Below are 25,825 nucleotides of genomic sequence, written 5' to 3'. Positions count from 1 at the left end.
CACGTCGACCATCCCGGCCAGGGCCAGCCCGACCGCACCGCCCAGCGACTGGCCCAGCACCACCACCCGGTCGCCGGGGTCCAGCAACCGGGCAATCGCGGCGGCGAAGGACTCGAACGTGTACCGGTCGAGCGGTGCCGAGCCGCCGTGACCCGGCAGGTCCGGCGCCAGCCACCGTCCCGGCCACCGGTCGGCGAGCAGGTCGTACCAGCCCCGCCAGACGTCACCTGTCGCGCCCATCCCGTGCAACAGCAGCAGTACGGGCTGCCCGGCACCACCCTCGGCCAGCCGTACGCCGTTCCGGGTCGCTGCGCCGTCGGTCATGCCGAGCAGTCTGCCACCGGGCGGCGTCGTACCGGCTCCGTAGCATGCCGGCATGCCGACCACGTTCCCCGCCGAGATCCGGGCTGGCAGCGTTGCCGCGATACCCCTGCCCCTCGGCGGGTACGGCGCCTGCCAGGTCGTCAGCGTCGCGCCGGACAGTGTGCTGGTCCACCTGCTGGACTGGTATTCGGCGGAGGTTCCCACGTTGGCGCAGCTCGCCGGGGCCGGACCGCTGCGTCTCGACCACCACGCGCACAACGGGCGGCCGGACGGCGTGGGAGTGTTCGCGCACCACCCCGTGCCGTTCGACTTCGCCTGGCTGGGCACCCAACCGATACGCCCCGAGGTGCCGCCGACGTCGAACGGGTACACCGGATGGTCGTACCTGCCGGACCAGGTCGTCCGGCAGCGACGCTGGGCGCGACTGCCGGCGGCGACGAAGGCGGCCTACCGGGCGGGAGCCAGCCGTGGCCCGGTTCGGGTGGACCTCGGCGGGCAGCCGGCGGAGCTGGGCGCGGGCCTCGGGCGGCTCGACCTGACCAGGTCGCCCCTGGTGCCGGCGTCGGGCGATGTCCGGTGGGCCGGGCTCGACGCGCTGCCCCGGTGCACCACCCTCTTCTGGTCGGGACCGGACCGGGGCCTGTCCGATTTCCTCGCGACCCGACCGATGTTCTCCTGTCTGAGCTGGCGGAACGCGCCGCCGGAGGTGGACCTCGGCGACTCCGGGTTGACGGACCTGACGTTGTCCGGCTCCGATCTCCGAGCCGTACGGCTGCCACCCGGCCTGCTCGGTCTCACCCTGATCGGCGACCTCCCGGGCAGCGTGCTGGCGTCCGAGCGGGGTCGCTGGCTCAACCTCACCCTCGAGGTTCCGCCGGTGCCGGTCCCGATACCGGACGGACTGCGCGGGGTACGACGACTCGTGCTGCGCGGCGACGGGGAGATCCTGGCGGCGCCCGTTGAGGTGCTCACCGAACTCGAAACGCTCAGCATCTGGTGGCGGAAGCCGCCGGGCCGGCTCGTCGAGCCGAACGCGTTGACATCGCTGCACCGGTTGCACAGTCTCCAGCTCGACGACGGGTACGGCTACGACGCGGCGACCCTGCCCGACCTGCCGGGGCTGCGCTGGCTGGAGGTCGACGGGCTTCCCCGCTCGGTCGTGGCCCCGCTCAAGGCCCGCTACCGGAACACCGGAGTCAGCCTCACCGTGCGCGGCGCGAAGTCCGACACGTGGTTGGCCGCCAACATCGGCAACCCGTTCCGCGACTGGGTCGACGACGATCCGCGCGGTGGGGCCGCCGCCTGCAAGGCGTACGCCGCCGCGCTGCGCGCCGTCGACCGACTGCCCGCTGACGCCCCGGGCCGGTCCGGGACGGTTCAGCAGATCCTGAAGACCTTGATCGACGCGCTGAACCGGATCGACGAGAAATACGAATTCATCGACACCGTCAACCGGGAACAGGCCGGTGACGCGTTCGTCGACCTGGCCCGGCGGGCCGGCGTACCGGCCAACCAGGCCGAGAACTGGTTCGACAGGTGGCGGGACTTCTGAGCGACGGCGGTCGGCTCAGCGCAGTGCGGCGGCCATTCGGCGTACGGCCTCGGTGACCAGTTCCTCGGAGGTGCCGAAGTTGAACCGGACGTGTCCGGCGCCGCCGGTGCCGAAAGCCGCTCCCGGCACGACGGCGACCCGGCCACGTTCCAGGAACACCTCGGCCGGATCCGCGCTCCGGTCGTCGGCCGGGCCGCCGGGCAGCTCCAACTCCCGGCAGTCCAGCCAGGCCAGATAGGTGCCGTCCGGAATCCGGTACCGGACCTGCGGCAACTGATCGGCGAGCAGGGCGCCCAGCAGTCGCCGGTTGTGGTCCAGGCCCGCCAGCAGGCCGTCGAGCCACGGCCCGCCGTACCGGAGCGCGGCGACGTGCCCGAGCACGCCGAGGTGGGAGGCCCCGTCGCCGGCCACCTTCGGCATCCGGGCCAGGTCGGCCGCCGCCTCCGGACCGGCGACCGCCACCGCGGCCTTCACCCCGGCCAGGTTCCACGCCTTCGACGCGGACAGCAGCGCGAAGCCGCGCTCGCTGCCGGGCAACGAGAGGTACGGCAGGAACGTCGCCCCGGAGTGGACCAGCGGCGCATGGATCTCGTCCACCACCACGCGTACGCCGTGCCGGTCGGCCAGTTCGGTCACCATCGCGAGTTCGTCGGCGGTGTGTACGGTGCCGGTCGGGTTGTGCGGGCTGCAGAGCAGGAACGCCGCCCGTCGACCGCCGGCGACGGCCTCGGCGAACGCCCGGTCCAGCGCCTCCGGGTCGAGCCGGTGCTCCGCGCCCAGCGGCGCCTCGACGACCCGCCGGTCCATCCCGGCGACGAAGTCGAAGAACGGCGGGTACACCGGCGGGTTGATCACCACCGCGTCGCCGTGCCCGGTGACCAGCTTCAGCACCTCGACGATGCCCAGCATCACGTCCGGAACGACGGCGATGTGCTCGATCTCCGGCGTCCAGCCCCAACGCTGGGTGGCGAACTCGGCGAGCGCCTCGGCATAGGCCGTACCGATCGGGTAGCCGGTGTCGCTCCGCGCGATCGCCTCGGTCAGCGCCTGGGCGACCGGCTCGGCGAGCGGTACGTCCATCTCGGCGACCCAGGCCGGAAGGACGTCCGGCGGATACCGCCGCCACTTCTCACTCGTACGGCGGCGGAGATCCGCCAACGACAGCATCTGCAAGGGGTTGCCCACACCACCACGCTATAACCGGTGTACGGCGGCACCGAAACGGGCAGCAGACCCTCACATGGCAGACGTCCACGACTTCCGGATCAACATTCCCCGCCCCGCCCTCGACGACATGCGGGACCGGCTGCGCCGAACCCGGTGGCCGGCCGAACTGCCGGGCGTCGGCTGGGACCGGGGCGTACCGGTCGACTACCTGGCCGGGTTGGTGCGGTACTGGCTGCACGGCTACGACTGGCAGGCCTGGGAGGCGCGGCTCAACGAGTTCGCCCAGTTCACCACCGAGATCGACGGCCAGCGGATCCATTTCCTGCACGTCCGGTCGCCGGAGCAGGACGCGATGCCGCTGGTCCTCACGCACGGCTGGCCGGGTTCGATAGTCGAGTTCCTGCACATCATCGGCCCGCTCACCGACCCACGCGCCCACGGCGCCGATCCGTCGGACGCGTTCCACGTCGTCGCACCGTCGGTGCCCGGATTCGGCTTCTCCACGCCACTGCGCGAGCCGGGTTGGCACCACGAGCGGATCGCCGGAGCCTGGGCGGAGTTGATGGCCCGGCTCGGCTACCACCGGTACGGCGCGCAGGGCGGCGACACCGGCTCGGTCGTCTCGCCACTGCTCGGCAGGCTGGTTCCGGAGCGGGTCATCGGGGTGCACCTCAACGGCGGGCTGGCGTTCCCGTCCGACGATCCGGAGGACCTCGTCGGCCTCACCGACGCCGAACAGGCCCGGATCGCCGCCGCCGAGCAGGTCCGGCGGTACGGCACCGGCTACGCCGACATCCAGGGCACCCGGCCCCAGACCCTGGCGTACGCGTTGACGGACTCGCCGGTCGGCCAGCTCGGCTGGATCGTCGACAAGTTCAAGGAGTGGACCGATCCGGCACACGAGCTGCCGGACGAGGCGGTGGACCGGGACATCCTGCTCACCAACGCCTCGCTCTACTGGCTGACCGGTACCGGCGCCACCTCGGCCCAGCTCTACTACGAGACCCGGGCCGCGCCGCCGAAGCCGGTCGTACGCTCCACCGTGCCGACCGGAATCGCGGTCTTCCCGACCGACCCCGCCATCCGCCGGATATCCGAACGGGAGCATCACGTCGTGCACTGGTCCGAGTACGACCGGGGCGGGCACTTCGCCGCCCTGGAAGCCCCCGACCTGCTCGTCGATGACATCCGGGCGTTCTTCCGCCGCCTGCGTTAGGTTTCCTCAGCGGCGCCGCTTCAACTGCACGTAGATGAGGAAGATCGCAACGGCGACGAATATCGCGGCGCCGACCGCGTGGAACGTGCCGGAGGCCGGCGACTTCTTGTCGGCAAGCAGGTCCGACGCGCCGAGCGGAAGGCCGGACGCCAGCAGATCGATCATTGCGTCTCTCCAGAAGTAGCCGGAGATCGGCTAGTTCCCCCTCTGCTCCTGACCTACACCGCTCGGTTCGATCTCCCGGATCATGAATCTCGCGTCTCGAACGGACCTGGGCGCGAGCGGGCAGCGACAAAGACGATCAAAGCGGTACCGTGCGCCATGTCGTCGCTGACCTACAGCCGAACCCTTGTCGCACCACTGCGCCGTTACCTACCCTCCGCCCTGCTCGTCGCGGTTGGTCTGGTGGTCGGCCTCGCGCTGGCCTGGCTGTCGCGTGACCCGCACACCGCAACGACCGAGCGGCTCACCGGCACCGTGATCTGGTCGAACGAGGAAACCCGGCTGATCGCCTTCGAGGTCGACGGCGAGGTACGCGACCCGCTGCGGGGCGACACGTTCTACTCCGTCGTCGGTGACTGGGTGGACGCGGCCGGGACCTCCCACGGCAGTGGCGCGGAATATCCGACCTGCCTGGCTGGTCGGCCGGACGAGCCCGTACGCACGGACCGGCGCCGGATCGAGGTGGAGGCACTCCACCAGGGCGTCGGCGGGGAGCAGAAGCAGCACTTCGCCGTGTCCGTGCGCTGCCTCGACTGACGGGTGATTGTCGCCTCGCGTGTTCCTGGAGCTTGCCCTCTGGAGGAGACTGGTGCGATGGTCAAGACGCTGCATCCGCAGAACTACGGCGAGGTGATCCACGTTGGTCACTACTTCACCCTGGGGTTCGCGGTGGTGATGGACCTGACCAGCCTGTCGGACGCGGACGCGATGCCACTTGTCGATTTCGCCGCCGGCCTGGTCGTCGGCCGTGACGGCGCCATGGAACGGGTGGCTCCGAAGGTGTTCCTGCTGCGGCCCCGGGAGACGTTCCGAGCAGTGGCCCAGCATCCGGCCTAGCGACGTCCATAGGGGAGCTCGCAGTGCAACGGCCAGAGTTGATCGCCGCCCTTCGGCGCGGAACGCTGCTCGTCGCGCCCCGGCCCGCCCTGCAACCGGACTGGCGCGCCTGGGTGTCGGTCGCCGGCCCCGCCAGCAACGACACCAGTCCCGGCTGGCGCAACCATGACCTCACGCTGTACTGGCAGGTACGGGAGTGGGATCCCGTCTACATCGTCGAGGACCTGTGCTGGGCCGAGAACGACGGCATGCGCGCGCTCGAACGACACACCTCGAACGGCGAGAACCAGCTCTGGGCGATGGTCGAGCGATTCGGCGGTGCCGACGCCTTCACCTACCCGTGGTACACGGACTTTCCCGGCTGACGAAGGCCCGCCACGCCTCAGGGGAAAAGGTCAGCGCCGGGCCGGACGCATCCTTGCTGTCCCGCACCCCCACCACCCCAGGCAGGTTGAGCGCCACCTCCACACACGCACCCTGCGAACTGCTTCGGATGCTCTTGCGCCAGCGTGCGTCGCTCAGATCCATGTCTTGGCCACCTTCGCTATCAACTCGGTCGACTGCGGCAGGGTAAGAGCCTCGGCGAGGATGTCTTCCCAGTGCTCCCGCACCTCGGCCACGTCGTCTGGTCGTGCTACCACCTGACCCCGGAGCCGATCTTCGAGGTACAGGACCTCTTCACGCTCCGGCAGTGTCGCGATGATGAACGGCCCGGTAAGGCCAGCGTACGCACCGACGCTCGATGGAACGATGTGGATCCGTGTCCGGCGACGTTCCTCGTTGAGTCTTACCAGGTGGAAGAGCTGCTCCCGCATCACCGCAGGTCCCCCGACAGCCCGATGCAGCACAGCCTCGTCCAGCACAGCCATGAACTGCGGCGGGTCGTCGCCGGACAGGCGCCTCTGTCGTTCCGCACGAGCCATGACCCGGGCCTCGACCGCCTCATCCGTGAGTCGTCCATCGCTGCTGACGATCGCCCGCGCGTACGCCTCGGTTTGAAGTAGACCGGGCACGAACGCCAACTCGAACCAGCGCAGGAAGATCGCCCGCTGTTCGTTCGCAACCCATTCCTTGAGCCACGGTGCCGCGGTGTCGGACTTGATCACCTTTTTGAGCAGCCGGACGAACATGGCGCCGGTGTGGAAGCGCTTGTCGATCGCGCCGAGATAGTCCTCCTTGGGAGGCCGGTTGCCGAGTTCCACCGCGCTCACGTGTGAGCCCGAGAAGTTGATCAGTTTCCCGAAGTCGTCCTGGTTGAGTTTGGCGCTTAGCCGTATGTGCCGTAGTTCGTCAAGCAGAAACTCCGCCGCCGATGTCCCCATGCTCTCCACAGCCTTCCCCCAACTCGTCCGGTCCCCGCCACAGCGCTTCTACCAGGCAGAACAAGCAGGCCACCAGAAGGCTACGGTCGTCGATTTCCGCTATCGATCGTAGTGGTGTCCATAGCAGAGTGTCAGCAGCGGAACTGCTCGGACCCATGCCGATCCAGGACGGGCGGAACCGCGCGGGAGCCGTAACGGAAATCGCCCTTCCACCCGTCACGGCCCCCGCTCCCAATACGGAGGGAGTTCGGATCGTGAAATGGCTACGACGTACCCCGAAAGAACATCGCCGGGACTGGCACCGGCTGTGGCGCTCGTGCCGTTGCGGGCGACGCCGGGATTGCCGCGACGCGAAACCCTCGCCGAACCCGGGGCACTTCCTCCCACCCACCGGACATTCCCGATGACCATTCCGGGTGCGGGGCGGGACCATGTGGCACAGCGGCCGATCTGGCTCTGCCGGGCATGTGGGGCCGAGTGGCCCTGCCTGACGGCCCGCAGCCTGCTGCCGATCGACTACTACGCCGATCCGCTCGCCCTGCGGGTCCACCTCGCCACCCTGCTCCAGGCGGCGGTCGAGGACCTTCAGCGACTCTGTCCGGAGCCGGGACCGGACCCGGCCCGGATGTACGCCCGCTTTCTCGGCTGGATCGAACCACGCCGGCGCATCATCCGGGCCCGTCGGCTACGGCAACTGCACGGGATATGACCCGGGCCCGTACGGCATCGAGCTGGGCTGCACCGGGTAGGTCTCCCGGCGCTCGGCCTGGGCGAACCCGGCGGACCGGCTGTCCACCTGTGGCCAGCCACCGGCCTCGTGGAACAGCCGCAGTGCGGTCGCCACGACCTCGGCCAGCGACGCGTTGGCCTCGATCTCGATACTGGCGCCGGGGGTGTCGATCCGGACCTTGGTCGGATTCGACGAACCGCCGCTGGCCGAGATCGGGTGCTCCGGCTTCCCCAGAGACGATCCCGGATCCGGCGTCGACGACGATGACGCCGGGGTCGTCGGCGCCGGGTGCGACGACTCGACGGCGGCCGGCGGGACCGGCGACTCGGGCAGCGGGGGCGGCTCCGGCACCGGCGACGTCTCCGGGGGCGGCGGCTGCTCCGGCGGAGGCGATTGCTCCGGCGGAGGCGAGATCTCCGGCGGGGACGGTTGGGCGGGAACCGACGCGGCGGGCGATGGCTCGGAACGGGGTGGCTCACTCGTCACGGTGTCATTGTCCGGCCCCACCTCGCCGCCCCGCCACGGCGGTCCCGGTACCCTCCGCCTCCTCTCCGGCCAGCCGGTCGCCCATCGGCTGCTTCAAGCGGTCCACGAGGCTTGATCACTGCCGGGTCCGCTGATTAGCTGGCCAGCATGACCGACCTCGGGCCCGTCGACTGGCCGCCGGAGCCGATCCGGACCGAGAGGCTCCTGCTCCGTGCGTCCGAGGCCCGGGACCGTGCCGCGTTCATCGAGTTGCTGGCGTCACCAGAGGTGCACACCTACCTCGGCGGCCCTCGGCCGCTTGACGAGCTTGAGCGCGAGATGCCCGAAACGCCCGAACGGTGGCCCGGAAGTTTCGTCGTTGATCTCGACGGGGCGATGATCGGCCAGATCCTGCTCAGGCGGGCAACCGGGCACCGTCGCCCGGCTGCCGTCGGGAAGGCCGATCTCGGTTACCTTTTCCTGCCGCGGGCCTGGGGACGCGGGTACGCCGCCGAGGCGTGCGTGGCGGCCCTCGACTGGTTCGACGGCGTCCTTCCCGGCGAGCCGGTGGTGCTCACCACCCAGACCGCCAACGTCGGCTCGATGCGGCTCGCGGCAAAGCTGGGATTCATCGAGGTGGAGCGGTTCCATGCCTGGGACGCCGAGCAGTGGCTCGGCCTGCGGTCCTGGTCCTGAGTCTCGGCGACGATCCCACGAAGATCTTTTGGCATAGCGTCGATTCCAGGACGAGTCGTTCGTAGCACAGGTGAGGGGGCGGTCGGTAAAGACCGCCGGTACAAGGGAGTGATGGGATGACGCGGTACTTGATCTCGTTCAACGACGGCGCGATGGACCACATCCCCGACGAGGATTGGCCCGACGTGGGGAAGGCCGCGCACGCGGTGACCCAGGAGGCCGTGAACGCCGGGGTGTTTGTGTTCGGCGCCGGACTCGAACGCCAGAAGGCGAGCGTCGTGGCCACGGACGGGACGGTCACCGACGGCCCTTTCCCGGAGACCAAGGAGGTCATCGGCGGGTTCCTTGTCGTGGACGTGGCCTCACGCGAGGAGGCGCTGACCTGGGCTGGCAAGATTGCCGTCGCTTGCCGCTGCGCGCAGGAGGTCCGGGAGCTCATGGCCGACCCCGAGACAGACGCGATGCTCCGCGAGGCCGCGCGGCGATGATGACATCCCGACGACCTCTGATCGAGGAAGGCGGGTGTTTGGACACCGCACTAGCCGGGGCCAGCACCGCCGGCGAGGTCAGCTGAAGACAGCACCGCCGCGCGGTCCGGGGCCGGCAGCCAGTGCCGGGTGGGGTCGATGGACAGCCAGCCGGCCCGCCCGGCGGTCGCGGCGGCCGTACGCAGCAGTCGGCCGAGCAATGGATGGACCCGGTCCCGTCGCCAGACCAACGACCATGGGTAGAGCGGCGTCGGATCGACCAGCGGAATCAGCGCCATTCCGGGCGGAGGGGTGGCCCGAACATCGGCGCCGAGCAGCCAGATCCACTGCCCGTGCGTCTGGATCTCTGCCACCACCTGCTCGAAAGTGACGAATGCGGGCCCGACGGTGACAGGGATCCCCAGGTCGTCACCGAGCGTACGCAGATAGCTGTCCAGCTCTGTGGCGCCCGCGACGGCCGGCGACCAGATCCCGTACGGCGCCAGGTCGGCCGGGCGCAGCGCCGATCGGGTCGCCAGTGGGTGACGGTCCGACATCAACGCGTTCAAGGGTTCCAACCGGACCAGCCGGTGGGCCAACTCGTCAGCGCAGGGCTCGGTCGGACCGTGCACCCGGCCGAGCGCAACGTCGATCTCGCCGCGCCGCATCGCCGACAGGGCGGTGCCCAGGCTGTGCCGGGTGCTCAGCTCCAGTGGCAGATCGCCGAGTTCGGGGACCAGCCGGTGCAGCATCGAGGATGCGGCGATCGGCCGGAACGTGTCGAGGCGCAGCGGCTGCCGGTCGAGGTGTGCCGCGGCCACGACCTCGTCCGCGGCGTCCAGCACCCGCCGCGACAGCGGCAGCAGCCTCCGCCCCAGTTCGGTCAGCTCGACGACGTGGTGACCCCGGATGAACAGCGGCCCACCCAGGGTCTCCTCCAGGCGGTGGACACGGTGGGACAGGGCCTGCTGGGTGAGGAACAGCCGGTCGGCCGCCCGGCGGAAATGCAGTTCCTCGGCGGTCGCGACGAATGCCCGGAGTTGCCGGAGGTCGAGGTCCACCCGCGCAGGCTGCGACGACAAGAGTTGTTTGTCAAGACTGTCGTTGCGTGTTGGACAGGGTCGGCCAGCTGGCGGTTCGGTGATCACATGGGTGAGCACCTCCGGCCCCGACGGCCGACGCAGCAATCGACCGGGCCGGCACAGGAATCGACCGCGCCAACGCAGGAATCGACGGAGCCGGCGGCCCCGGGCAGTGCTGCGGAGCCGGAGCCGCGCCGCTGGCCAATACTCGCCGTGTTGGCGCTGATCCAGTTCACCTTCACGGTGGACAGCTCGATCGTGAACGTCGCGCTGCCCTCGGTACAGGACGAACTGAACGCCTCCACGGCGGACCTCGCCTGGGTGGTCAACGCCTACGTGGTGACGGCCGGCGGGCTGCTGTTGCTCGGCGGTCGGCTGGCGGACCTGTACGGGCGGCGCCGGATATTCCTGCTCGGCACGGCGGTGTTCGCCGTGGCCTCGCTGACCAGTGGTGTCGCGCTGAACACCGGCATGCTGATCGCCGGCCGGTTCGGACAGGGTGTCGGTGAGGCCCTGGCAGCGCCGGCCGCCCTGTCGATGATCGTGCTGATGTTCACCGACTTCCGGGAGCGGGCCCGCGCGCTGGCGATCTGGGGCGGCCTGAGCGGGCTCGGCGCCACAGCCGGGGTACTGCTGTCCGGCACGTTGACGGAATTCGCCGGGTGGCGCTGGGTCTTCTTCGTCAACCTGCCGGTTGCCGCCGTCGTACTGCTGGTCCTCCCCCGGTTGGTGGACGCGCGGCCGGGTTCCGGGGTACGGCGGATCGACTGGGCGGGAGCGGCGCTGGTCACCACCGGCCTGATCGCGCTGATCGCCGGCCTGCTCGCGGCCGGTCACAACGGGTGGACCGCACCGGTCGTCCTCGTTCCGCTGCTGGTGGGGCTGGCCACCCTCGCCGCCTTCGTCGCCGTCGAGACCAGGACCGTCGCACCGCTGGTGCCGTTGAGCTTCTTCGCCAGCCGTCTCCGCCTCTCGGCGAACCTGGCGACAATGGCGCTGACCAGCGGGCTGGCGGCAACGATGTTCCTGCTCACCCTCTACATGCAGAACGTTCTCGACTACCGACCGCTGGTCACGGGACTGGCGTACCTTCCGTTCTGTGTGGCCTTCCTCGGTGGGCTGATGGCGTCGACCGCGCTGACCGCTCGGCTGGGTGTCACCTGGACCATCGTCACGGGCCTGCTTCTCAGCACCGGCGGCCTGTTGTATCTGGCGGTCCGGATGTCGGTGGGCAGTGGTTACCTGGACGTCCTGCTACCCGCGACGGTGCTGATCGCGGTCGGGCTGGGCATCGCCTTCCCCGCGCTCCAGAACGCGGCCCTGCACGGGGTGACCGAGAACGATGCCGGTCTCGGCTCCGGGGTCCAGACCACCACCCAGCAACTCGGCAGCGCTCTCGGCCTTGCCATCTTCGCCGCCATCGCGATCAGTCGTGCCGCAGCGGCACTGGATTCCGGGGCCACCGCGAAAGCGGCCGACGTCACCGGTTACCGGTGGGCCTTCTACGCCGCAGCGGGCGCACTGTTCCTGGCCGCCGTACTGATGCCGACGGCCGGTCGCGTGCCACCAGCGGATCCGTCACGTTAGCCGGGCACCAGTTCACCCCGGTCGGCCTCGGCCCGGTCGCCCTGGTCGAACTGGGTCCGGTACAACTCCTCGTACCGGCCGCCGGCGGCGAGCAGTTCGTCGTGGGTGCCGCGTTCCAGGATGCTCCCGTCCTCGATCACCAGGATCTGGTCGGCGGCCCGTACGGTGGAGAGCCGGTGTGCGATCACCAGGGCGGTACGGTCGGCCAGCACCTCGCCGAGCGCCGCCTGCACCGCCGCCTCCGAGGTCGAGTCCAGATGTGCGGTCGCCTCGTCCAGGATCACCACCCGGGGACGGGCCAGCAGCAGCCGGGCGATGGTGAGCCGTTGGCGTTCGCCGCCGGAGAGCCGGTATCCGCGCTCGCCGACCACGGTGTCGAGTCCGTCCGGAAGTCCCTCGATCAGGTCGGCGAGCCGGGCCCGGCGTAGCGCGTCCCAGATTTCCTCCTCGGTCGCCTCGGGTCGGGCCAGCAGCAGGTTGGACCGGATCGTGTCGTGGAACAGGTGCCCGTCCTGGGTGACCAGGCCGAGGGTGTCCCGGATCGAGTCGGCGGACAGGTCCCGGACGTCCTGCCCGGCGAGGCGTACGACTCCGGAGTCGACGTCGTAAAGCCGGGGTACGAGCTGCGCGATGGTGGACTTGCCGGCACCGGAGGAGCCGACCAGCGCCACCAGTTGACCCGGCTCGACCTTGAACGACACCTCGTGCAGTACGTCGACACCGCCCCGGGTGTCCAGGTTCGCCACCTCCTCCAGCGAGGCGAGCGACACCTTGTCGGCGGACGGGTAGGCGAACCGCACCGCGTCAAGCTCGACCGAGACCGGTCCGTCCGGCACCTTTTCGGCGTCCGGCTTCTCGGTGATCAGCGGCTTCAGGTCGAGCACCTCGAAGACCCGCTCGAAGCTCACGAGTGCGCTCATCACCTCGACCCGGGCGCTGGCCAGCGCGGTCAGCGGGGCGTAGAGGCGGGTGAGCAGCAGGGCGAGTGCGACGACGGCTCCGGGCTCCAGCTCGCCGCGCAGGGCGTAGAAGCCGCCGAGGCCGTAGACGAGGGCGAGCGCGAGCGCCGAGACGAGGGTGAGCGCGGTGACGAAGACCGACTGGACCATCGCGGTGCGTACCCCGATGTCCCGGACCCGGCGGGCCCGCTGGGCGAACTCGGCCGACTCGTCCGCCGGCCGGCCGAAGAGTTTGATCAGCGTCGCCCCGGGTGCGGAGAACCGCTCGGTCATCTGGGTGCTCATCGTCGCGTTGTGGTTGGCCGCCTCGCGCTCCAGCCGGGCCAGCCGGTTGCCCATCCGGCGGGCCGGCAGCACGAAGACCGGCAGCAGCACCAGCGCGAGCAGGGTGATCCGCCACGAGATCCCGATCATCACCACCAGGGTGAGGAGCAGCGTGACCAGGTTGCCGACCATCCCGGAGAGGGTGTCGCTGAACGCCCGCTGCGCGCCGATGACGTCGTTGTTCAGCCGGCTCACCAGCGCCCCGGTGCGGGTCCGGGTGAAGAACGCGACAGGCATCTTCTGCACGTGGTCGAAGACGGCGGTACGCAGGTCGAGGATCAGGCCCTCACCGATGCTCGCCGACATGAACCGGGTGAACAGCCCGAGACCCGCCTCGGCCAGCGCGACGACCGCGATCAGCACGGCGAGCCCGATCACCAGGTCGGAGTCGGCGCCGTTGACGATCCCGTCCACCACCCGGCCGGCGAGCACCGGTGTGGCCACCGCCAACACGGCCATCACCACGCTGAGCACCAGATAGGTCGTGAGTCGACGGCGGTGCGGCCGGGCGAAGCCGGCGATGCGCCGCAACGTCGCCATCGAGAACGGCCGCTTGTCCTGCTGTGCGTGCATCGAGTGGTACAGCGACATCCACGCCGTGACTTCCATGTCCATCGGACACCTCCCCCTCCGGTCGGCCGGACCGCGCGAACCGTACCGGCAGACACCGACATTAGGACCTCAAGCAATGTTCAGGTCAACGTAATTAGCCGGAAAGTCGGGAGGTGGACAGGCGGGTCGGAGGTGGACAGGCGAGTCGAGGGTGGACAGGCGGGTCGAGGGTGGACAGCCGAGTCGGGGGTGGACAGCGGGAAGGGGCGCCCTCCCGATGGAGGACGCCCCTTCGCGTACCGCTTCGTCTCAGGCCGCGGCGAGCGCCGGGCCGTCGACGGTGCCGAACTCGCCGAGGTCCTCGGCCGGCCGCAGGGCCAGCGCGAGAACGTCCGCGACGTCGGCGAGGGTGTGCACGGTCAGTTGCTCGCGCACCTCGGCCGGCAGGTCGTCGAGGTCCGGCTCGTTGCGGGCCGGGATGATCACCTCGGTCAGGCCGGCCCGGTGCGCGGCGAGCAGCTTCTGCTTCACCCCACCGATCGGCAGTACCCGACCGGAGAGGGTCACCTCACCGGTCATCCCGAACTCGGGGCGTACCGGCCGGCCGCTGGCCAGCGAGGCCAGCGCGGTGACCATCGTGATGCCCGCGCTCGGGCCGTCCTTCGGGACCGCACCTGCCGGAACGTGCAGGTGGATCCGCCGCCCGGCCAGCGCGTTCGGGTCCAGCCCCAACGCACGGCCGTTCGACCGGAGGTAGGAGAGCGCGATGTGCGCCGACTCCTTCATGACGTCGCCGAGCTGTCCGGTCAGGGTCAGCCCCGGCTCGCCCTCCATGCTGGTCGCCTCGATGAACAGGACGTCACCGCCGGCGCCGGTCACCGCGAGCCCGGTGGCCACCCCGGGTACCGCCGTCCGCTCCGCCGACTCCGGCGTGAACTTCGGCCGTCCCAGGTAGCTGGCCAGGTTGTCGGTGTCGACCCGGACCGGTCCCTCGGCCCCGGCAAGCGCGACCGCGACCTTGCGGAGGATCTTCGCCAGGGCGCGTTCGAGCTGCCGTACCCCTGCCTCGCGGGTGTACTCGGCCGCGATCCGGCCCAGCGCCTCGTCGGCGATGCCCACCTCGTCGGCGGTCAGTCCGGCCCGCTCCAACTGCCTCGGCAGCAGGTGGTCCCGGGCGATCGCGACCTTCTCGTCCTCGGTGTAGCCGTCGAGGGTGACCAGTTCCATCCGGTCCAGCAGCGGACCGGGGATCGCGTCGACCACGTTGGCGGTGGCCAGGAAGAGCACGTCCGACAGGTCGAGGTCGACCTCCAGGTAGTGGTCCCGGAAGGTGTGGTTCTGCGCCGGGTCCAGCACCTCGAGCAGGGCGGCGGCCGGGTCACCGGCGTACCCCGCGGAGATCTTGTCCACCTCGTCGAGCAGTACGACCGGGTTCATCGAACCGGCCTCGCGCAGCGCCCGGACGATCCGGCCGGGCAGCGCGCCGACGTACGTCCGGCGGTGGCCACGGATCTCGGCCTCGTCACGGATGCCGCCGAGCGAGACCCGGACGAACTTCCGGCCGAGTGCCCGGGCGACCGACTCGCCGAGGCTGGTCTTGCCGACCCCGGGCGGACCGCCGAGGGCCAGCACCGCACCCGAGCCACGTCCGCCGACCACCTGGAGGTTGCGGGCCGCGCGCCGGTTGCGCACCGCCAGGTACTCCAGGATCCGGTCCTTCACGTCGGCCAGGCCGGCGTGGTCGGCGTCCAGCACCTCCCGGGCCTGGACCAGGTCGGTGTTGTCCTCGGTACGCGTGCTCCACGGCATCTCCAGCACCGTGTCGAGCCAGGTACGGATCCAGCCCGCCTCCGGAGAGGCGTCGCTGGCCCGCTCCAGCTTGCCGACCTCGCGCAGTGCCGCCTCGCGTACCTTCTCGGGCAGTTCGGCGGCCTCGACCCGGGACCGGTAGTCGGCCGAGCCGTCCGGCTCGTCCTCGCCCAGTTCCTTGCGGATCGCGGCGAGCTGCTGGCGGAGCAGGAACTCGCGCTGGGACTTCTCCAGTCCCTCCCGCACGTCGGAGTTGATCTGCTCGGTGACCTCCTGCTCGGCCAGGTAGTCCCGGACCCAGGTGACCAGCAGTTCGAGCCGGCTGGTCACATCCGGAGCGGTGAGCAGTTCGATCTTCTGTTCCAGGGTGAGCCACGGCGCGTAGCCGGCCGAGTCGGCCAGTTCGGAGAGGTCGGTCATCCGCTCCACCGCGTCGATGACCTGCCATGCGCCGCGGTCCTGGAGCAGCGACGTCACCAGTGCCCGGTACTCCCGGGCGAGTTCCTTGGCCCGGCCGGCGGGCGCGGGCTCGTCGATCTCGACGGTGCCGACCCAGAGCGCCGCACCGGGACCGGGGACGCCGGACCCGACCCGGGCCCGGGACAGGCCACGGACCACCGCGGCGGGTTCGCCGCTGGGCAGCCGGCCGACCTTTTCGATCGCGGCGACGACGCCGACGGAGCCGTACTCGCCATCGACCCGGGGCACGGCCAGAAGCTTCTTGTCGCCCGTCGCCCGGGCGGCGTCGACCGCGGACTGGGTGGTCGCGTCGAGGGTCACCGGAATGACCATGCCGGGCAGAAGGACAGCGTCGGTCAGAGGAAGAACCGGAAGAGTTGCCATCAAACACCTGCCATCGATTAGTTGAGCTTGTACGACTCAAGTAACAAATGGTGCTCTGTGTTCCGGCATGTGACCCAGGCCACGTTCCAAACCGACCGACTGCGGCAATTGCCCTGTTCAGGACCCTTGGTTGGCTGACTCGTCCGGAGTCCACTCCACGAAGAGCGCGGTCGCGTCGTCCTGGAGCTGGTCGTTCTGGTGCCGCAGAATCGCGCCGACCAGCCGGCGCATGCTCTCCGGCGTCGGCAGGCCGTCGGCGAGCGCCCGGGTGACCAGGTCGACCAGGCGATCGGTGCCGAACATCTCACCGGTCTCGGAGCGCGCCTCGATCACCCCGTCGGTGTAGAGCAGCAACTGGTCGCCCGGATGCAGCATCTCCTCGATCACCCGGGGGCCGTCGGCGGACAGGTAGCCGAGCCCCAGCGGCAGCGCCGTCGGGGCCGGCAGCACCCGGCCCAGCCGGCCACCCCGGAGCAGCAGCGGCGCCGGGTGCCCGGCGACGACCAACCGGAGCGCACCGGTCGCGCAGTCCAGCTCGGCGAGTACCGCGCTGGCGAAACTGCCCGGTCGGTGCGCGTGGATCAGCTTGTCCACGCTGCGGGTCGTGTCCCGCAGGTCGAGCCCGCAGCGCCGGGCGTTGCGGTAGGCGGACAGGCAGAGCGTGGCCAGCAGGCTGGCCTCGGTGCCGTGCCCGACGGCGTCGAACAGCGCCACCGAGAGCAGATCGCCGTTGAGGGCGTAGTCGAACACGTCCCCGCCGATGTCGTAACAGGGCTCCAGGATGCCGGTCACCATGGCCCGGCCGGCGGTGAAACTGAGCGGCGGCAGCTGACTCCAGACGATCTCGGCGGCGAGCTGCATCGGCTCCCGCCGCCGGACCCGCTCGATCTTGTCGCCGTACGACCGACGGCTCACCAGAAGCTGGGCCACCACCGCCGCCAACCCGTGCACGGCGTCCGGCAGCTTCGTCGACCCTCCGGCGGTGGCGACCTCCAGCACCCCGAGCCGGTGACACCCGTCCACCAGGGGTACCCAGGACCTGCCGATCCGACCGGACCGGCGGTGCGTACGGCCGCTCCTGAAGGCCCGCCCGCCCAGGCTTGCGTCCACCGGCAACGGGCGACGACGCGGCACACCGGGCCCGTCCAGCGGTACCAGGTAGGTCTGGTTGTAGTCGATCACGTAGATCACGATCTCGGTCGCGCCCAGCGCCGGGGCGACCGCGATCACCGAACCGGGCAGCTCGTCCAGCCCGGCGCAGGGCACGTCCGCGAGCAGTTGACGTACCTCGGCGACCAACTCCACGCTGCCCCCTCCCCGCGTCCCGGGATGGGCGCGCGCCCGCCAACGGTACGGCGACCGGCGGACAGTGGGCAGGCCGGCGTCGCGCCGGTGGGTCCGGGCGGGAGTCCCGGAGCCGACGAACCGGACAACAGCGTCGAACCTGCCCCCGAGGTGGTCGCTCAGGCCGGCGTACCGCCGAACCCGTGCGGGATGAACCAGCCCTGCCGGGCCGCGCGGAGCAGGGCGGCGTGCCGGTCCCGAGTGCCGAGCCGATAGACGATCCGCTCGGTCGTCTCGACGACGGCGTACACCGAAAGACCCATCGCGCCGGCGATCCGCTGCTCGGGCCAGCCGTCGAGCAACATGCTGAGAACCGTCAACTCGTACCGGGTCAGCCTGGGCCGAGCGGCGGGTGGCGGGCGGACCACCACCGCGACCAGGCGCGACGGATACGGCGGACACCCCAGGACCACGACCTGGACAAGGCTGTCCCGCTCGTCGTCGTCAAGGCTGTCCCGCTCGTCGTCGTCGATCCTGGAAGCCGGCCAGAGGAAGGAGACACAACCGCCACCCTGGGCGTGCTGCCGGGCGGCCGCCCCGAGCAACGCCGAACCCTCGGACAACAGTTCATGCCCGGGCAGGCCGCACAGCGGCAGGGTCCTGCCACCCCCGGTCAGCACGACACCACCCAGGGCGTCCCGGACGATCCGGGCCAGCTCGGTCACCGTCCGGGTCGGGTCGACGACGGCGGCGATCCGGGGGGCCAGCGCACCGATCAGATCGCGCGCCTCGTCCGTCGGGTTGCCCCAGTCGTCGGTACTGATCAACAGCATTCCGAGATGGCGGCGGTCCCGGGTGAACAGCCCGACCGCCATACCGCCGAAGAGGCCCGCCGGCCGGTAGTACTCCGACCACACCGGCAGTTCGTCGAACGGAAACGACGTGTCCCGGATGCACTGCGGAGCCGGCGACGTGTTCAGGGCACACCTGTCGACCTGCTCCCGTAGCTCCCGGGTGTCGAAGTAGTGGCGGGTCCGGTCGTCGTAGCCGACGTTGACCAGCCCGGTGTACCGCTGGTGCGTGTCGTCGATCAACCCGAGCCAGGCAGCGTCGTACGGGATAACCCGGTAGAGCAGGGACAGCACCTCCTCCACCTGCTCACCGGCGGGCGGGGCCGCGGCGATCCGCGCGATGTCCCTGGCGACACCGGACGCGGACCGGAGAAGGTTCCTCATCGCAGCTCCATGGGCGACACGCCGGACGTCGACGCCAGGTTCATCGGTCCGACCGGGCGAGGAGCCGCGGTACGTACAAGCCCCTTCTGAGCGCCCGGACGGCCGCCAGGGTACGGCTGGGCGCGTTCAGTTTGCTCAGAATGTGCTCGACGTGCGCGGCGACGGTGCGCTGGGCGATGACCAACCGGCTGGCGATCCGCTGGTTCGACCAGCCGTCGACGAGCAGGCCGAGGATCTCCAACTCCCGCCGGGTCAACCCGCGCAGGTCACCGGCGGGCGAGGTCAGCACCATCGCGAGTAGATGGATCGGTGTGGACGTCGGACACGGCAGCACGGTGATCCGGACATGCCCCTCGGTGCCGCCGGCCGGCCGGTGCGGGCAGAGGAACGAGTGGTACCCGCTGCCCTCGGTCAGGCTCGCCGCCGCCACCTCCAGCACCGCCGATCCGATGGCCAGCAACGGATGCCCCGGCAGTCCCGGAATCGACAGCACGTTGCCGGCCCGGGTCAGCACCACCCCCGCCTGGGCGTCGGCGACGATTCTCGACAGGGTGACCAGTGAGCGCATCGGATCCACCGCGTCCGCGATCAGCGGAGTGAGCATCCCCAGGAAGTCCCGGGCCGCGTCGCTCGGGTACGCCGGATCGTCGGTGTGCAGGGAGAGCAGGCCGAGGTGCCGACCGTCCGGGGTGAACAGGGTGATCCCGACCCCCTCGCGGAAGCCCGCCGGCTCCAGGTGCTCGGCCCAGGACGCCAGTTCGGCGGGCGGAACGGGTGCGTCCCGAAGGCACATCGGGGGCCGGTCCCGGTCCATGCCGAGCAGTTCCATCTCGTGGTAGTACTCGGAACTGCGCAGGTAGGCGAGGGTGGGTTCGCCGTAGCCGAACTCCCCGAGCATCTCGAACTCCCGGCGTTCCGGATTCAACACCTGCATCACGGACCCCGCGTACGGCACCAGCCGGTGCAGCACCGTGAGCAGTTCCGGTACCCGGTCGGTGGCATCCCCGGGCAGCGCCGTGATCCGCTCCACCTCACTGACGAGTTCGGCCGCACCGGGCGGCAGGTCAGCCATCCCCTACGTCGGTAAGCCGAACAGCCCGCATGGTGGTCCACCCCCTTCGCCGTATCGGCAGTCCTGTCAATCGACAAGGACCGCGCGGTGCGGTTACCTAGAGAAACGGCGAGTGGTGTTCGAAGACGCGGCGAGCCGTACGAAAGGAAGGCAGTTCCGTCCGGTCGGGCAGGGACGGGGCAACAGACGTGGAGGGCGCGCACGCTCCGGCGCGCCCTCCGCCCGTTCCCGGTCAGCCGACCACCCGATCAGGAGTCCGGCCGAGCTATCCGGCCTGGCACTTGCGGCTGTTCAGGTAGAAGTCGGTCGGCGTGACGGAACTCGACGCGACGTAGCTGAGCATGGCGGTCCCCCCGGGTCGGATCGTGCCGTTGTTCCGGGCGTTCCGGACCGTGATGCTGCCGTCGCCCCGGCCGACCAGGGTCGCTCCCCGGAGCGCGTGCAGTCGTTGGTCGGCCGGGAAGTTCCAGCTCAGCGTCCATCCGTCGACCACCGTCGCGGCGTGGTTCACGATCGTCAGCTCGACCTGGACACCGCCGGGCCGCTGGCCGCCGGCGCGGTACCGGACGGTGCAGGCCGGGTCCGGCGCCGTCGCCGGCAACGTGGTCAACGTGACCGGGTCGGAGAACGCCGAATAGTTGTCGGCCTCGTCCCGGGCCCGCACCACGAAGGTGTACGTCGTGCCCGGGGTCAGCCCGCCGATCACGGTTTCGTTCGGCCCCCTCGGGATCTGGTTCACGTCCCGGACGAACGTGTTGCCGGCGGCGGTGACCTGGAAGATCTCGTAGATGTCGAGTTGGATGTTCTCCACCGAATGTGCCCAGGTCAGCTTGACGCTCGTGGCGGTGATCTCCGACGCGACCGGTTGGCCCGGTGCGGTCGGCGGCTGGTCGTCGCCGGGTGGCATGGTCACGAACAGCTCCGGGGTGGACGGAGACCGGTTTCCGGCCGCGTCCACCGCGTTGACCCGGAAGCGGTAGCTGCCCGAGGGCCGGAGGTTGTCGAACCGGATGCTGTTGGTGGTGGTGCTGCCCTGCCCGCCGAAGTCCAGGTAGAGGTACGAGGCCGTGTACTGGGCAACGCCCACGTTGTCGGTGGAGGCGGCCCAGGCGAGCACGATCGAGGTGTTGCTGATCTCGACGACCGTGATCGGACCGGGGGCGGTGGGCGGCTCGGTGTCCTCGGCGGCGGCGTACGCCGGGGCGGTGCCCGTCGCGGCCAGCACGACGGCCAGGACGGAGGAAATCAGACCAAGGACCCCGCGTATGGCGGTTCGGGATGGACGATCTCGCACAGTGGTTCCTCACTCTCGACTGTCGGCGCCGGCCCATCAGATATCCATAGTGACCGATGGTTGGCGCCGCGGTTGGAGCGTAGGAAAGGGCCCCGAGCAGAACCGACGACAAGGGGGCCCTCCCTTACATCCGGGCCGCCGGCTATCCGGCCCGGCAGAGTTCGCCGTTCAGCACGAACGAGGTCGGCTGGATGGACCCGCCGCTGCCGGACACGGCGGCCTGGTAGCCCATGGTCACGGTGGCACCCGGCCGGATCGTCGCGTTGTAGTTGGCGTTCCGGACCGTGACGACACCGTTGACGTTGCTGATCAGTTCCGCCCCCCAGACCGTGACGATCCGCACCGAGTTCGGCAGGGACCAGCGCAGCGTCCAGCCGTTGATCTCCACCGGGCCGGTGTTCCTGATCGTCATCTCGGCCACGACGCCGCCCTGCCACTGCACCATGGTCCGGTACCCGACCGCGCAGGTCGGCTGCGGCTCCGGGGCGGGCCCGGTCGTCACGGTCACCGGGCTGGACAATGCCGAATAGTTGCCGGCCTCGTCCTGGGTGCGCACCGCGAAGGTGTACGTGGTACGCGGCGTCAACGCGCTCACCGTGACGGCGGTCGAGGGGTACATGGGCGGCATCAGCCCCACCCGGGCCACCACGGTGTTGCCGGTCGGGGTGAGCGACAGCACCTCGTACTGCAGAAGTACGACGTTGTCGGTGGACGGGCCCCAGCTCAGCCCGACGGCGGTCTCCCCGACCAGTCCGACCGTGAGCGCCGAGGGCGCGGTCGGCGGCTGGCTGTCGCCCGGCGGCTGGGTGAACCGCAGCGACGGCGGTGACGTCGACCGGTTGCCGGCCGCGTCCAACGCCGAGACGCCGAAGGTGTAGGTGCGTGAGGGCAACATGCCGGTGATCACGATGCTGTTGGTGGTGGTGGTGTGCAGGAAGGCCATGTCGGTGAAGATCTGCGTCACGTGGTAGCTCACCACTGCGACGTTGTCGGTGGAGGCGGCCCAGGTGAGTTCCACCGAGTCGGCGGTGGTCCCGGCGACGGTGATCGGGCCCGGCGCGCTCGGCGGCGCGGTGTCCGCCGCCGCGTGCGCGGCGGTGCCGCCGGCCGCGACCAACGCGACCGCGAGGATGGGCAGAACCAGGGTACGGGCCCACCATCGGGCCGGTCGGGACGGACGACTGTGCACGTTGGACCCCTCGCTCTCGACTGCCGGCACCGGGGTGGTCCCCCCGACGCCAGGACATTCATCGTGAACGATAGATCGATGGACCGCGATCCCCCGCCAGGCCGGTACTTGGGATCGGGTCCGCCGGAGACATCGCTTGATCGCGTGAAGTCCGGCCGGCGCCCACCAGCCGGACTTCACGCGATCACGAGCTTCAGACCCGGTGGAACTCGCTGGTGTCGTCGATTTCCCGTACCCCGGCGGCGCGGCCGAACTCCGGCTCGACCGACTCCCGGAACACCTCCGGGATCGGCCTGCCGGTCGCCGCGTAGAGGCGTTTGATCGCCGCGCCGGGCCGGCGGATGTCGTCCAGCATGCCCGGGTTGATCCGGTCGAACTCAGCCTCGATCAGCCGGGCCGCCGTCTCCGCCACCGTCTCGTCCCGGCTGCTGGCGAGCATGACCAGCAGGTCGTGCAGCTCGCCGTCGATCACCAGCGCCCGCTCCCCGTCGTCCATGGCCTCACGCTAGGCCGACTCCGGGCCGCTCCGGACCGGATCGCCGCAAGGTCGCGACGGTCGGGACCAGCGAGCCTGGAGTGGCTGCTGAGCGATGTCCGACAGAGGTGTGCTGCATGATGCTGTGGTGACCGCACAGCAGGCGACGACCGCGGAGCGACGCCCCACCGACCGCCCCGCCGGGGTGGTGCTGGAAGCGGTGCTGGAACGGATCACGTACGCCAACGAGGAGACCGGCTACACCATCGCCCGGTTCGCCACCGACCGGTCCGGCTCCGACCTACTCACCGTGGTCGGATCGCTGCTCGGCGTACAACCCGGGGAGAGCGTCCGGCTGGTCGGGCGGTGGGGGTCGCATCCGAAGTACGGGCGGCAGTTCGAGGTGCAGTCGTACACCACCGTGCTGCCGGCGACCATCCAGGGCATCGAGCGGTACCTCGGCTCGGGACTCATCAAGGGAATCGGCCCGAAGATGGCCACCCGGATCGTCGAGCACTTCGGCGTCGACACCCTGCGGATCATCGAGGAGGAGTCCGGCCGGCTGATCGAGGTGCCGGGACTGGGACCCAAGCGGACGAAGATGATCGCCACCGCCTGGGCCGAACAACAGTCCATCAAGGAGGTGATGGTCTTCCTCCAGGGCGTCGGGGTCTCCACCTCGCTGGCCGTACGGATCTTCAAGAAGTACGGCGACGGCTCCATCTCGATCGTCCGCAACGAGCCGTACCGGCTGGCCGCCGACGTCTGGGGCATCGGCTTCAAGACCGCCGACACAATCGCCCAGGCCGTCGGCATCCCGCACGACAGTCCGCAGCGGGTCCAGGCCGGCATCCAGTACACCCTCTCCGAGGCGGCCGACGGCGGCCACTGCTACCTGCCCGAGCCGAACCTGGTCGCGGACGCCGCCGAGATCCTCGGCGTACCGGTGGAGCTGGTCCGGAGCTGCCTGACCGACCTCGCCGCCGACGAGGGCGTGGTCCGGGAGCAGGTGCCGAACCCGAGCACCGAGGGCGGCACGATCCCGGCGGTCTACCTGGTGCCGTTCCACCGGGCCGAGTCCGCGCTCGCGACCAGCCTGCTCCGGCTGCTGCACCACGGAACCGACCGGATGCCGGCGTTCGGCACGGTCGACTGGACGAAGGCGCTGGCCTGGCTGCGTACCCGGACCGGGGCCGAACTCGCGCCCGAGCAGGAGGCGGCGGTCCGGCTCGCCCTCACCTCGAAGGTCGCGGTGCTCACCGGCGGCCCCGGCTGCGGCAAGTCGTTCACCGTCTCCTCGGTGATCCAGCTCGCCGCCGCCAAGGGAGCGAAGATCGTGCTCGCCGCGCCGACCGGGCGGGCGGCGAAGCGGCTGACCGAGCTCACCGGGCATCCGGCCGCCACCGTGCACCGGCTGCTGCAACTACGTCCCGGTGGCGATCCGACCCACGACCGGGACAATCCGATCGACGCGGACCTGATCGTCGTCGACGAGGCCTCGATGCTCGACCTGATCCTGGCGAACAAGCTCATCAAGGCCGTGGCGCCCGGCGCACACCTGCTGCTGGTCGGCGACGTGGACCAGCTTCCCTCGGTCGGTGCCGGCGAGGTGCTCCGGGACGTGCTGAACGCCGAGCCGGTTCCCCGGGTCCGGCTGACGAAGATCTTCCGGCAGGCCCAGGAGTCCGGCGTCGTGGTCAACGCGCACCGGATCAACGCCGGCCAGTCGCCGGTCCTCGGCCAGTATCCCGACTTCTTCCTGTTCCCGGTGGACGAGCCGGAGGCCACCGCCGAACTCGTGGTGGACATCGTGGCCCACCGGGTGCCCCGGAAGTTCGGGCTGCGCGCGCAGGACATCCAGGTCCTCACCCCGATGCACCGGGGCCCGGCCGGTGCCGGCAGCCTGAACACCGCGCTACAGCAGGCCCTCGCTCCGTACCGGGAGGGCCGTCCGGAACGCCGGCACGGCGCCCGGGTCTTCCGGGTCGGCGACAAGGTGATCCAGATCAGAAACAACTACGACAAGGGCGCCGCCGGGGTCTTCAACGGCACCGTCGGGGTCGTCACCGACCTCTCCCTGGAGAACCGCCAACTCACCGTCCGCACCGACGAGGCCGAGGAGATCGCGTACGACTTCGACGAGCTGGACGAACTTCAGCACGCGTACGCCATCACCGTGCACCGGTCCCAGGGGAGCGAGTATCCCGCCGTCGTCATCCCGGTGACGATGGGCTCGTACACGATGCTGCAACGGAACCTGCTCTACACGGCGGTCACCCGGGCCCGGAAGCTCGTCGTGCTGGCCGGGTCCCGCAAGGCTCTCGCCATCGCGGTACGGACCGCCGGCACCGGTCGCCGGCACACCGCACTCACCCACCGGCTCGGCACCCCCGACCGCCGGTAGTACCCGACCGCCGGTAGTACCCGACGACATCCGATCCGCACCCCGGACAGATCGGCGGAATACATCGATAGACGTTACCGTCGGCTGGCGTGCTGTGCGTACCGTGGCGCCATGAAGCAGCCCGGTGACCGCACGCCCGCACCCGGACGGCTCGCGCTCGTGCAGGACCTGTTGAACACCGTCGACATCGAGGCCGACCGCGACCGGTTGCGTACCATCGCCGAACTGGCCGCGTTCGCCGCCGCGCACGGCTGTGCCGAACTCACCTTCACCGACTCCGACGTCACCGAGACCCGCCGGTTCCGGGAGGCGTTACGGGACGCCTGCCGGGGACACACCGGCGCCAAGGTGCCGGCCGCCTCGGCCGCCGTGCTGCGTTACACGCTCGGCACCGCCCCGCTGGTGCTGACCATCGACGACGCCGGGGCGGCGCGAGCCGTACCGGCGGGCCGGCTCGACGGGTCCGCCGCGCTGATCGCCACGGTCGCGGCGGCGATTCTCGACGCCGTCGCCGCCGGCACCTGGCCGCGCCTCAAGTCCTGCGCCGCACACCGCTGCCAGTGGGTGTACTACGACCACAGCCCCGCCGGGCGCGGGCGCTGGTGCACGATGAGCATCTGCGGCAGCCGGGCCAAGATGCGCGCCTACCGCGCCGCCCGCTCAGCACGGAGCTGACCAGGCGTAAGGAAGGGCCCCTTCTTATCGTTTTCTGCATAAG

The 25,825-nt window shown here is 70.3% G+C and carries 26 protein-coding genes; 11 read left to right on the top strand and 15 right to left on the bottom strand.

The window, feature by feature from the left end; all coding sequences use genetic code 11:
- On the bottom strand, window positions 1–324 hold a 324-nt coding region (locus I0C86_RS37600), incomplete at its 3' end, for an alpha/beta fold hydrolase (RefSeq protein WP_196206078.1).
- A gap of 52 nt (window positions 325–376) precedes the next feature.
- Here I0C86_RS37600 and I0C86_RS37595 point away from each other — a divergent pair.
- Window positions 377–1,876, top strand: a complete 1,500-nt coding sequence (locus I0C86_RS37595) for a hypothetical protein (RefSeq protein WP_196206077.1) — start codon at window positions 377–379, stop codon at window positions 1,874–1,876.
- A 15-nt stretch (window positions 1,877–1,891) separates the two neighbouring features.
- On the opposite strand, the gene I0C86_RS37590 is transcribed toward I0C86_RS37595, so the two are convergent.
- Window positions 1,892–3,043 carry a MalY/PatB family protein gene (locus I0C86_RS37590; protein ID WP_196206081.1) on the bottom strand — a complete coding sequence of 384 codons (1,152 nt, stop codon included), beginning with the start codon at window positions 3,041–3,043 and terminating at the stop codon, window positions 1,892–1,894.
- A gap of 73 nt (window positions 3,044–3,116) precedes the next feature.
- Between I0C86_RS37590 and I0C86_RS37585 the strand changes: the two genes are divergently transcribed.
- On the top strand, window positions 3,117–4,259 hold the full coding sequence (locus tag I0C86_RS37585) for an epoxide hydrolase family protein (protein WP_196206076.1): 1,143 nt from the start codon (window positions 3,117–3,119) through the stop codon (window positions 4,257–4,259).
- Between the two features lie 6 nt (window positions 4,260–4,265).
- Here the strand turns inward: I0C86_RS37585 and I0C86_RS37580 are convergent, their stop codons facing one another.
- On the bottom strand, window positions 4,266–4,424 hold the full coding sequence (locus I0C86_RS37580; protein WP_196206075.1) for a hypothetical protein: 159 nt from the start codon (window positions 4,422–4,424) through the stop codon (window positions 4,266–4,268).
- Window positions 4,425–4,580: 156 nt separating this feature from the next.
- Between I0C86_RS37580 and I0C86_RS37575 the strand changes: the two genes are divergently transcribed.
- From I0C86_RS37575 to I0C86_RS37565, 3 genes are read left to right on the top strand one after another with little or no spacing between them, the layout of a single operon-like run.
- Window positions 4,581–5,018 carry a hypothetical protein gene (locus tag I0C86_RS37575; protein ID WP_196206074.1) on the top strand — a complete coding sequence of 146 codons (438 nt, stop codon included), beginning with the start codon at window positions 4,581–4,583 and terminating at the stop codon, window positions 5,016–5,018.
- A 57-nt stretch (window positions 5,019–5,075) separates the two neighbouring features.
- Window positions 5,076–5,318 (top strand): cell division protein SepF, encoded by a 243-nt coding sequence (sepF, locus tag I0C86_RS37570; protein WP_196206073.1) that lies wholly within the window; start codon window positions 5,076–5,078, stop codon window positions 5,316–5,318.
- A 23-nt stretch (window positions 5,319–5,341) separates the two neighbouring features.
- Entirely contained in the window at window positions 5,342–5,683 is a 342-nt protein-coding gene (locus tag I0C86_RS37565) for a hypothetical protein (protein WP_196206072.1), read from the top strand.
- On the opposite strand, the gene I0C86_RS37560 is transcribed toward I0C86_RS37565, so the two are convergent.
- Together I0C86_RS37560 and I0C86_RS37555 are read right to left on the bottom strand one after the other, a co-directional pair.
- Entirely contained in the window at window positions 5,649–5,846 is a 198-nt protein-coding gene (locus tag I0C86_RS37560) for a DUF397 domain-containing protein (protein ID WP_196206071.1), read from the bottom strand. The genes I0C86_RS37565 and I0C86_RS37560 overlap by 35 nt on opposite strands.
- Window positions 5,837–6,640: a helix-turn-helix domain-containing protein gene (locus tag I0C86_RS37555; protein ID WP_230395456.1), complete on the bottom strand. Its 804-nt coding sequence runs from the start codon at window positions 6,638–6,640 to the stop codon at window positions 5,837–5,839. The genes I0C86_RS37560 and I0C86_RS37555 overlap by 10 nt, the downstream gene beginning before the upstream one ends.
- Before the next feature lie 403 nt (window positions 6,641–7,043).
- Between I0C86_RS37555 and I0C86_RS37550 the strand changes: the two genes are divergently transcribed.
- The gene (locus I0C86_RS37550; protein WP_196206079.1) at window positions 7,044–7,349 is read left to right on the top strand and encodes a hypothetical protein; all 306 of its coding nucleotides are present in this window, start codon (window positions 7,044–7,046) and stop codon (window positions 7,347–7,349) included.
- Here the strand turns inward: I0C86_RS37550 and I0C86_RS37545 are convergent.
- Complete coding sequence (locus I0C86_RS37545; protein WP_196206070.1) at window positions 7,326–7,856, bottom strand: hypothetical protein; 531 nt, start codon at window positions 7,854–7,856, stop codon at window positions 7,326–7,328. The genes I0C86_RS37550 and I0C86_RS37545 overlap by 24 nt on opposite strands.
- A gap of 147 nt (window positions 7,857–8,003) precedes the next feature.
- On the opposite strand from I0C86_RS37545, the gene I0C86_RS37540 reads away from it, so the two are divergent.
- Both I0C86_RS37540 and I0C86_RS37535 read left to right on the top strand, forming a co-directional pair.
- A complete protein-coding gene (locus I0C86_RS37540) occupies window positions 8,004–8,531 on the top strand; it encodes a GNAT family N-acetyltransferase (protein WP_196206069.1) in 528 nt (175 codons plus the stop codon).
- 116 nt (window positions 8,532–8,647) lie between these two features.
- Window positions 8,648–9,019: a YciI family protein gene (locus I0C86_RS37535; RefSeq protein WP_196206068.1), complete on the top strand. Its 372-nt coding sequence runs from the start codon at window positions 8,648–8,650 to the stop codon at window positions 9,017–9,019.
- 50 nt (window positions 9,020–9,069) lie between these two features.
- Here I0C86_RS37535 and I0C86_RS37530 read toward each other — a convergent pair whose 3' ends face one another.
- Window positions 9,070–10,059, bottom strand: coding sequence for a LysR family transcriptional regulator (locus tag I0C86_RS37530; protein WP_196206067.1), 990 nt, complete (start codon window positions 10,057–10,059; stop codon window positions 9,070–9,072).
- A gap of 234 nt (window positions 10,060–10,293) precedes the next feature.
- Between I0C86_RS37530 and I0C86_RS37525 the strand changes: the two genes are divergently transcribed.
- Window positions 10,294–11,667, top strand: a complete 1,374-nt coding sequence (locus I0C86_RS37525; protein ID WP_323374096.1) for an MFS transporter — start codon at window positions 10,294–10,296, stop codon at window positions 11,665–11,667.
- Here the strand turns inward: I0C86_RS37525 and I0C86_RS37520 are convergent.
- From I0C86_RS37520 to I0C86_RS37485, 8 genes are all read right to left on the bottom strand, one after another.
- The gene (locus tag I0C86_RS37520) at window positions 11,664–13,523 is read right to left on the bottom strand and encodes an ABC transporter ATP-binding protein (protein ID WP_230395461.1); all 1,860 of its coding nucleotides are present in this window, start codon (window positions 13,521–13,523) and stop codon (window positions 11,664–11,666) included. The two genes, I0C86_RS37525 and I0C86_RS37520, sit on opposite strands and share 4 nt — an antisense overlap.
- Before the next feature lie 288 nt (window positions 13,524–13,811).
- Window positions 13,812–16,154, bottom strand: a complete 2,343-nt coding sequence (lon, locus tag I0C86_RS37515) for an endopeptidase La (RefSeq protein WP_196206064.1) — start codon at window positions 16,152–16,154, stop codon at window positions 13,812–13,814.
- A gap of 117 nt (window positions 16,155–16,271) precedes the next feature.
- Window positions 16,272–17,459 (bottom strand): PP2C family protein-serine/threonine phosphatase, encoded by a 1,188-nt coding sequence (locus tag I0C86_RS37510; RefSeq protein WP_196206063.1) that lies wholly within the window; start codon window positions 17,457–17,459, stop codon window positions 16,272–16,274.
- 158 nt (window positions 17,460–17,617) lie between these two features.
- On the bottom strand, window positions 17,618–18,673 hold the full coding sequence (locus tag I0C86_RS37505) for a helix-turn-helix transcriptional regulator (RefSeq protein ID WP_196206062.1): 1,056 nt from the start codon (window positions 18,671–18,673) through the stop codon (window positions 17,618–17,620).
- A gap of 40 nt (window positions 18,674–18,713) precedes the next feature.
- Window positions 18,714–19,745: a response regulator transcription factor gene (locus I0C86_RS37500; RefSeq protein WP_196206061.1), complete on the bottom strand. Its 1,032-nt coding sequence runs from the start codon at window positions 19,743–19,745 to the stop codon at window positions 18,714–18,716.
- A 265-nt stretch (window positions 19,746–20,010) separates the two neighbouring features.
- The gene (locus I0C86_RS37495) at window positions 20,011–20,970 is read right to left on the bottom strand and encodes a fibronectin type III domain-containing protein (protein ID WP_196206060.1); all 960 of its coding nucleotides are present in this window, start codon (window positions 20,968–20,970) and stop codon (window positions 20,011–20,013) included.
- Between the two features lie 211 nt (window positions 20,971–21,181).
- The gene (locus I0C86_RS37490) at window positions 21,182–22,258 is read right to left on the bottom strand and encodes a cellulose binding domain-containing protein (protein WP_196206059.1); all 1,077 of its coding nucleotides are present in this window, start codon (window positions 22,256–22,258) and stop codon (window positions 21,182–21,184) included.
- A gap of 163 nt (window positions 22,259–22,421) precedes the next feature.
- Window positions 22,422–22,724, bottom strand: a complete 303-nt coding sequence (locus I0C86_RS37485; RefSeq protein ID WP_196206058.1) for a hypothetical protein — start codon at window positions 22,722–22,724, stop codon at window positions 22,422–22,424.
- A gap of 127 nt (window positions 22,725–22,851) precedes the next feature.
- Between I0C86_RS37485 and recD2 the strand changes: the two genes are divergently transcribed.
- Complete coding sequence (gene recD2, locus I0C86_RS37480) at window positions 22,852–25,107, top strand: SF1B family DNA helicase RecD2 (RefSeq protein WP_407676393.1); 2,256 nt, start codon at window positions 22,852–22,854, stop codon at window positions 25,105–25,107.
- Between the two features lie 111 nt (window positions 25,108–25,218).
- The gene (locus tag I0C86_RS37475) at window positions 25,219–25,782 is read left to right on the top strand and encodes a CGNR zinc finger domain-containing protein (RefSeq protein WP_196206056.1); all 564 of its coding nucleotides are present in this window, start codon (window positions 25,219–25,221) and stop codon (window positions 25,780–25,782) included.
- The last annotated feature ends 43 nt before the right edge of the window (window positions 25,783–25,825 follow it).

The organism is Plantactinospora alkalitolerans, from assembly GCF_015690345.1.
GTDB classification, from domain to species: Bacteria; Actinomycetota; Actinomycetes; order Mycobacteriales; family Micromonosporaceae; genus Plantactinospora; species Plantactinospora alkalitolerans.
Note: the sequence above shows the minus strand (reverse complement) of the source record. Positions and strands in the feature narration are given on the sequence as shown.

Bases quoted from the DNA above. Each gene is read 5' to 3' on its own strand.
- I0C86_RS37595 (WP_196206077.1), top strand. From the start codon at position 377: ATGCCGACCACGTTCCCCGCCGAGATCCGGGCTGGCAGCGTTGCCGCG.
- I0C86_RS37590 (WP_196206081.1), bottom strand. From the start codon at position 3,043: ATGCTGTCGTTGGCGGATCTCCGCCGCCGTACGAGTGAGAAGTGGCGG.
- I0C86_RS37585 (WP_196206076.1), top strand. From the start codon at position 3,117: ATGGCAGACGTCCACGACTTCCGGATCAACATTCCCCGCCCCGCCCTC.
- I0C86_RS37580 (WP_196206075.1), bottom strand. From the start codon at position 4,424: ATGATCGATCTGCTGGCGTCCGGCCTTCCGCTCGGCGCGTCGGACCTG.
- I0C86_RS37575 (WP_196206074.1), top strand. From the start codon at position 4,581: ATGTCGTCGCTGACCTACAGCCGAACCCTTGTCGCACCACTGCGCCGT.
- sepF (WP_196206073.1), top strand. From the start codon at position 5,076: ATGGTCAAGACGCTGCATCCGCAGAACTACGGCGAGGTGATCCACGTT.
- I0C86_RS37560 (WP_196206071.1), bottom strand. From the start codon at position 5,846: ATGGATCTGAGCGACGCACGCTGGCGCAAGAGCATCCGAAGCAGTTCG.
- I0C86_RS37555 (WP_230395456.1), bottom strand. From the start codon at position 6,640: ATGGGGACATCGGCGGCGGAGTTTCTGCTTGACGAACTACGGCACATA.
- I0C86_RS37550 (WP_196206079.1), top strand. From the start codon at position 7,044: ATGACCATTCCGGGTGCGGGGCGGGACCATGTGGCACAGCGGCCGATC.
- I0C86_RS37540 (WP_196206069.1), top strand. From the start codon at position 8,004: ATGACCGACCTCGGGCCCGTCGACTGGCCGCCGGAGCCGATCCGGACC.
- I0C86_RS37535 (WP_196206068.1), top strand. From the start codon at position 8,648: ATGACGCGGTACTTGATCTCGTTCAACGACGGCGCGATGGACCACATC.
- I0C86_RS37520 (WP_230395461.1), bottom strand. From the start codon at position 13,523: ATGCACGCACAGCAGGACAAGCGGCCGTTCTCGATGGCGACGTTGCGG.
- lon (WP_196206064.1), bottom strand. From the start codon at position 16,154: ATGGCAACTCTTCCGGTTCTTCCTCTGACCGACGCTGTCCTTCTGCCC.
- I0C86_RS37505 (WP_196206062.1), bottom strand. From the start codon at position 18,673: ATGAGGAACCTTCTCCGGTCCGCGTCCGGTGTCGCCAGGGACATCGCG.
- I0C86_RS37500 (WP_196206061.1), bottom strand. From the start codon at position 19,745: ATGGCTGACCTGCCGCCCGGTGCGGCCGAACTCGTCAGTGAGGTGGAG.
- I0C86_RS37485 (WP_196206058.1), bottom strand. From the start codon at position 22,724: ATGGACGACGGGGAGCGGGCGCTGGTGATCGACGGCGAGCTGCACGAC.
- I0C86_RS37475 (WP_196206056.1), top strand. From the start codon at position 25,219: ATGAAGCAGCCCGGTGACCGCACGCCCGCACCCGGACGGCTCGCGCTC.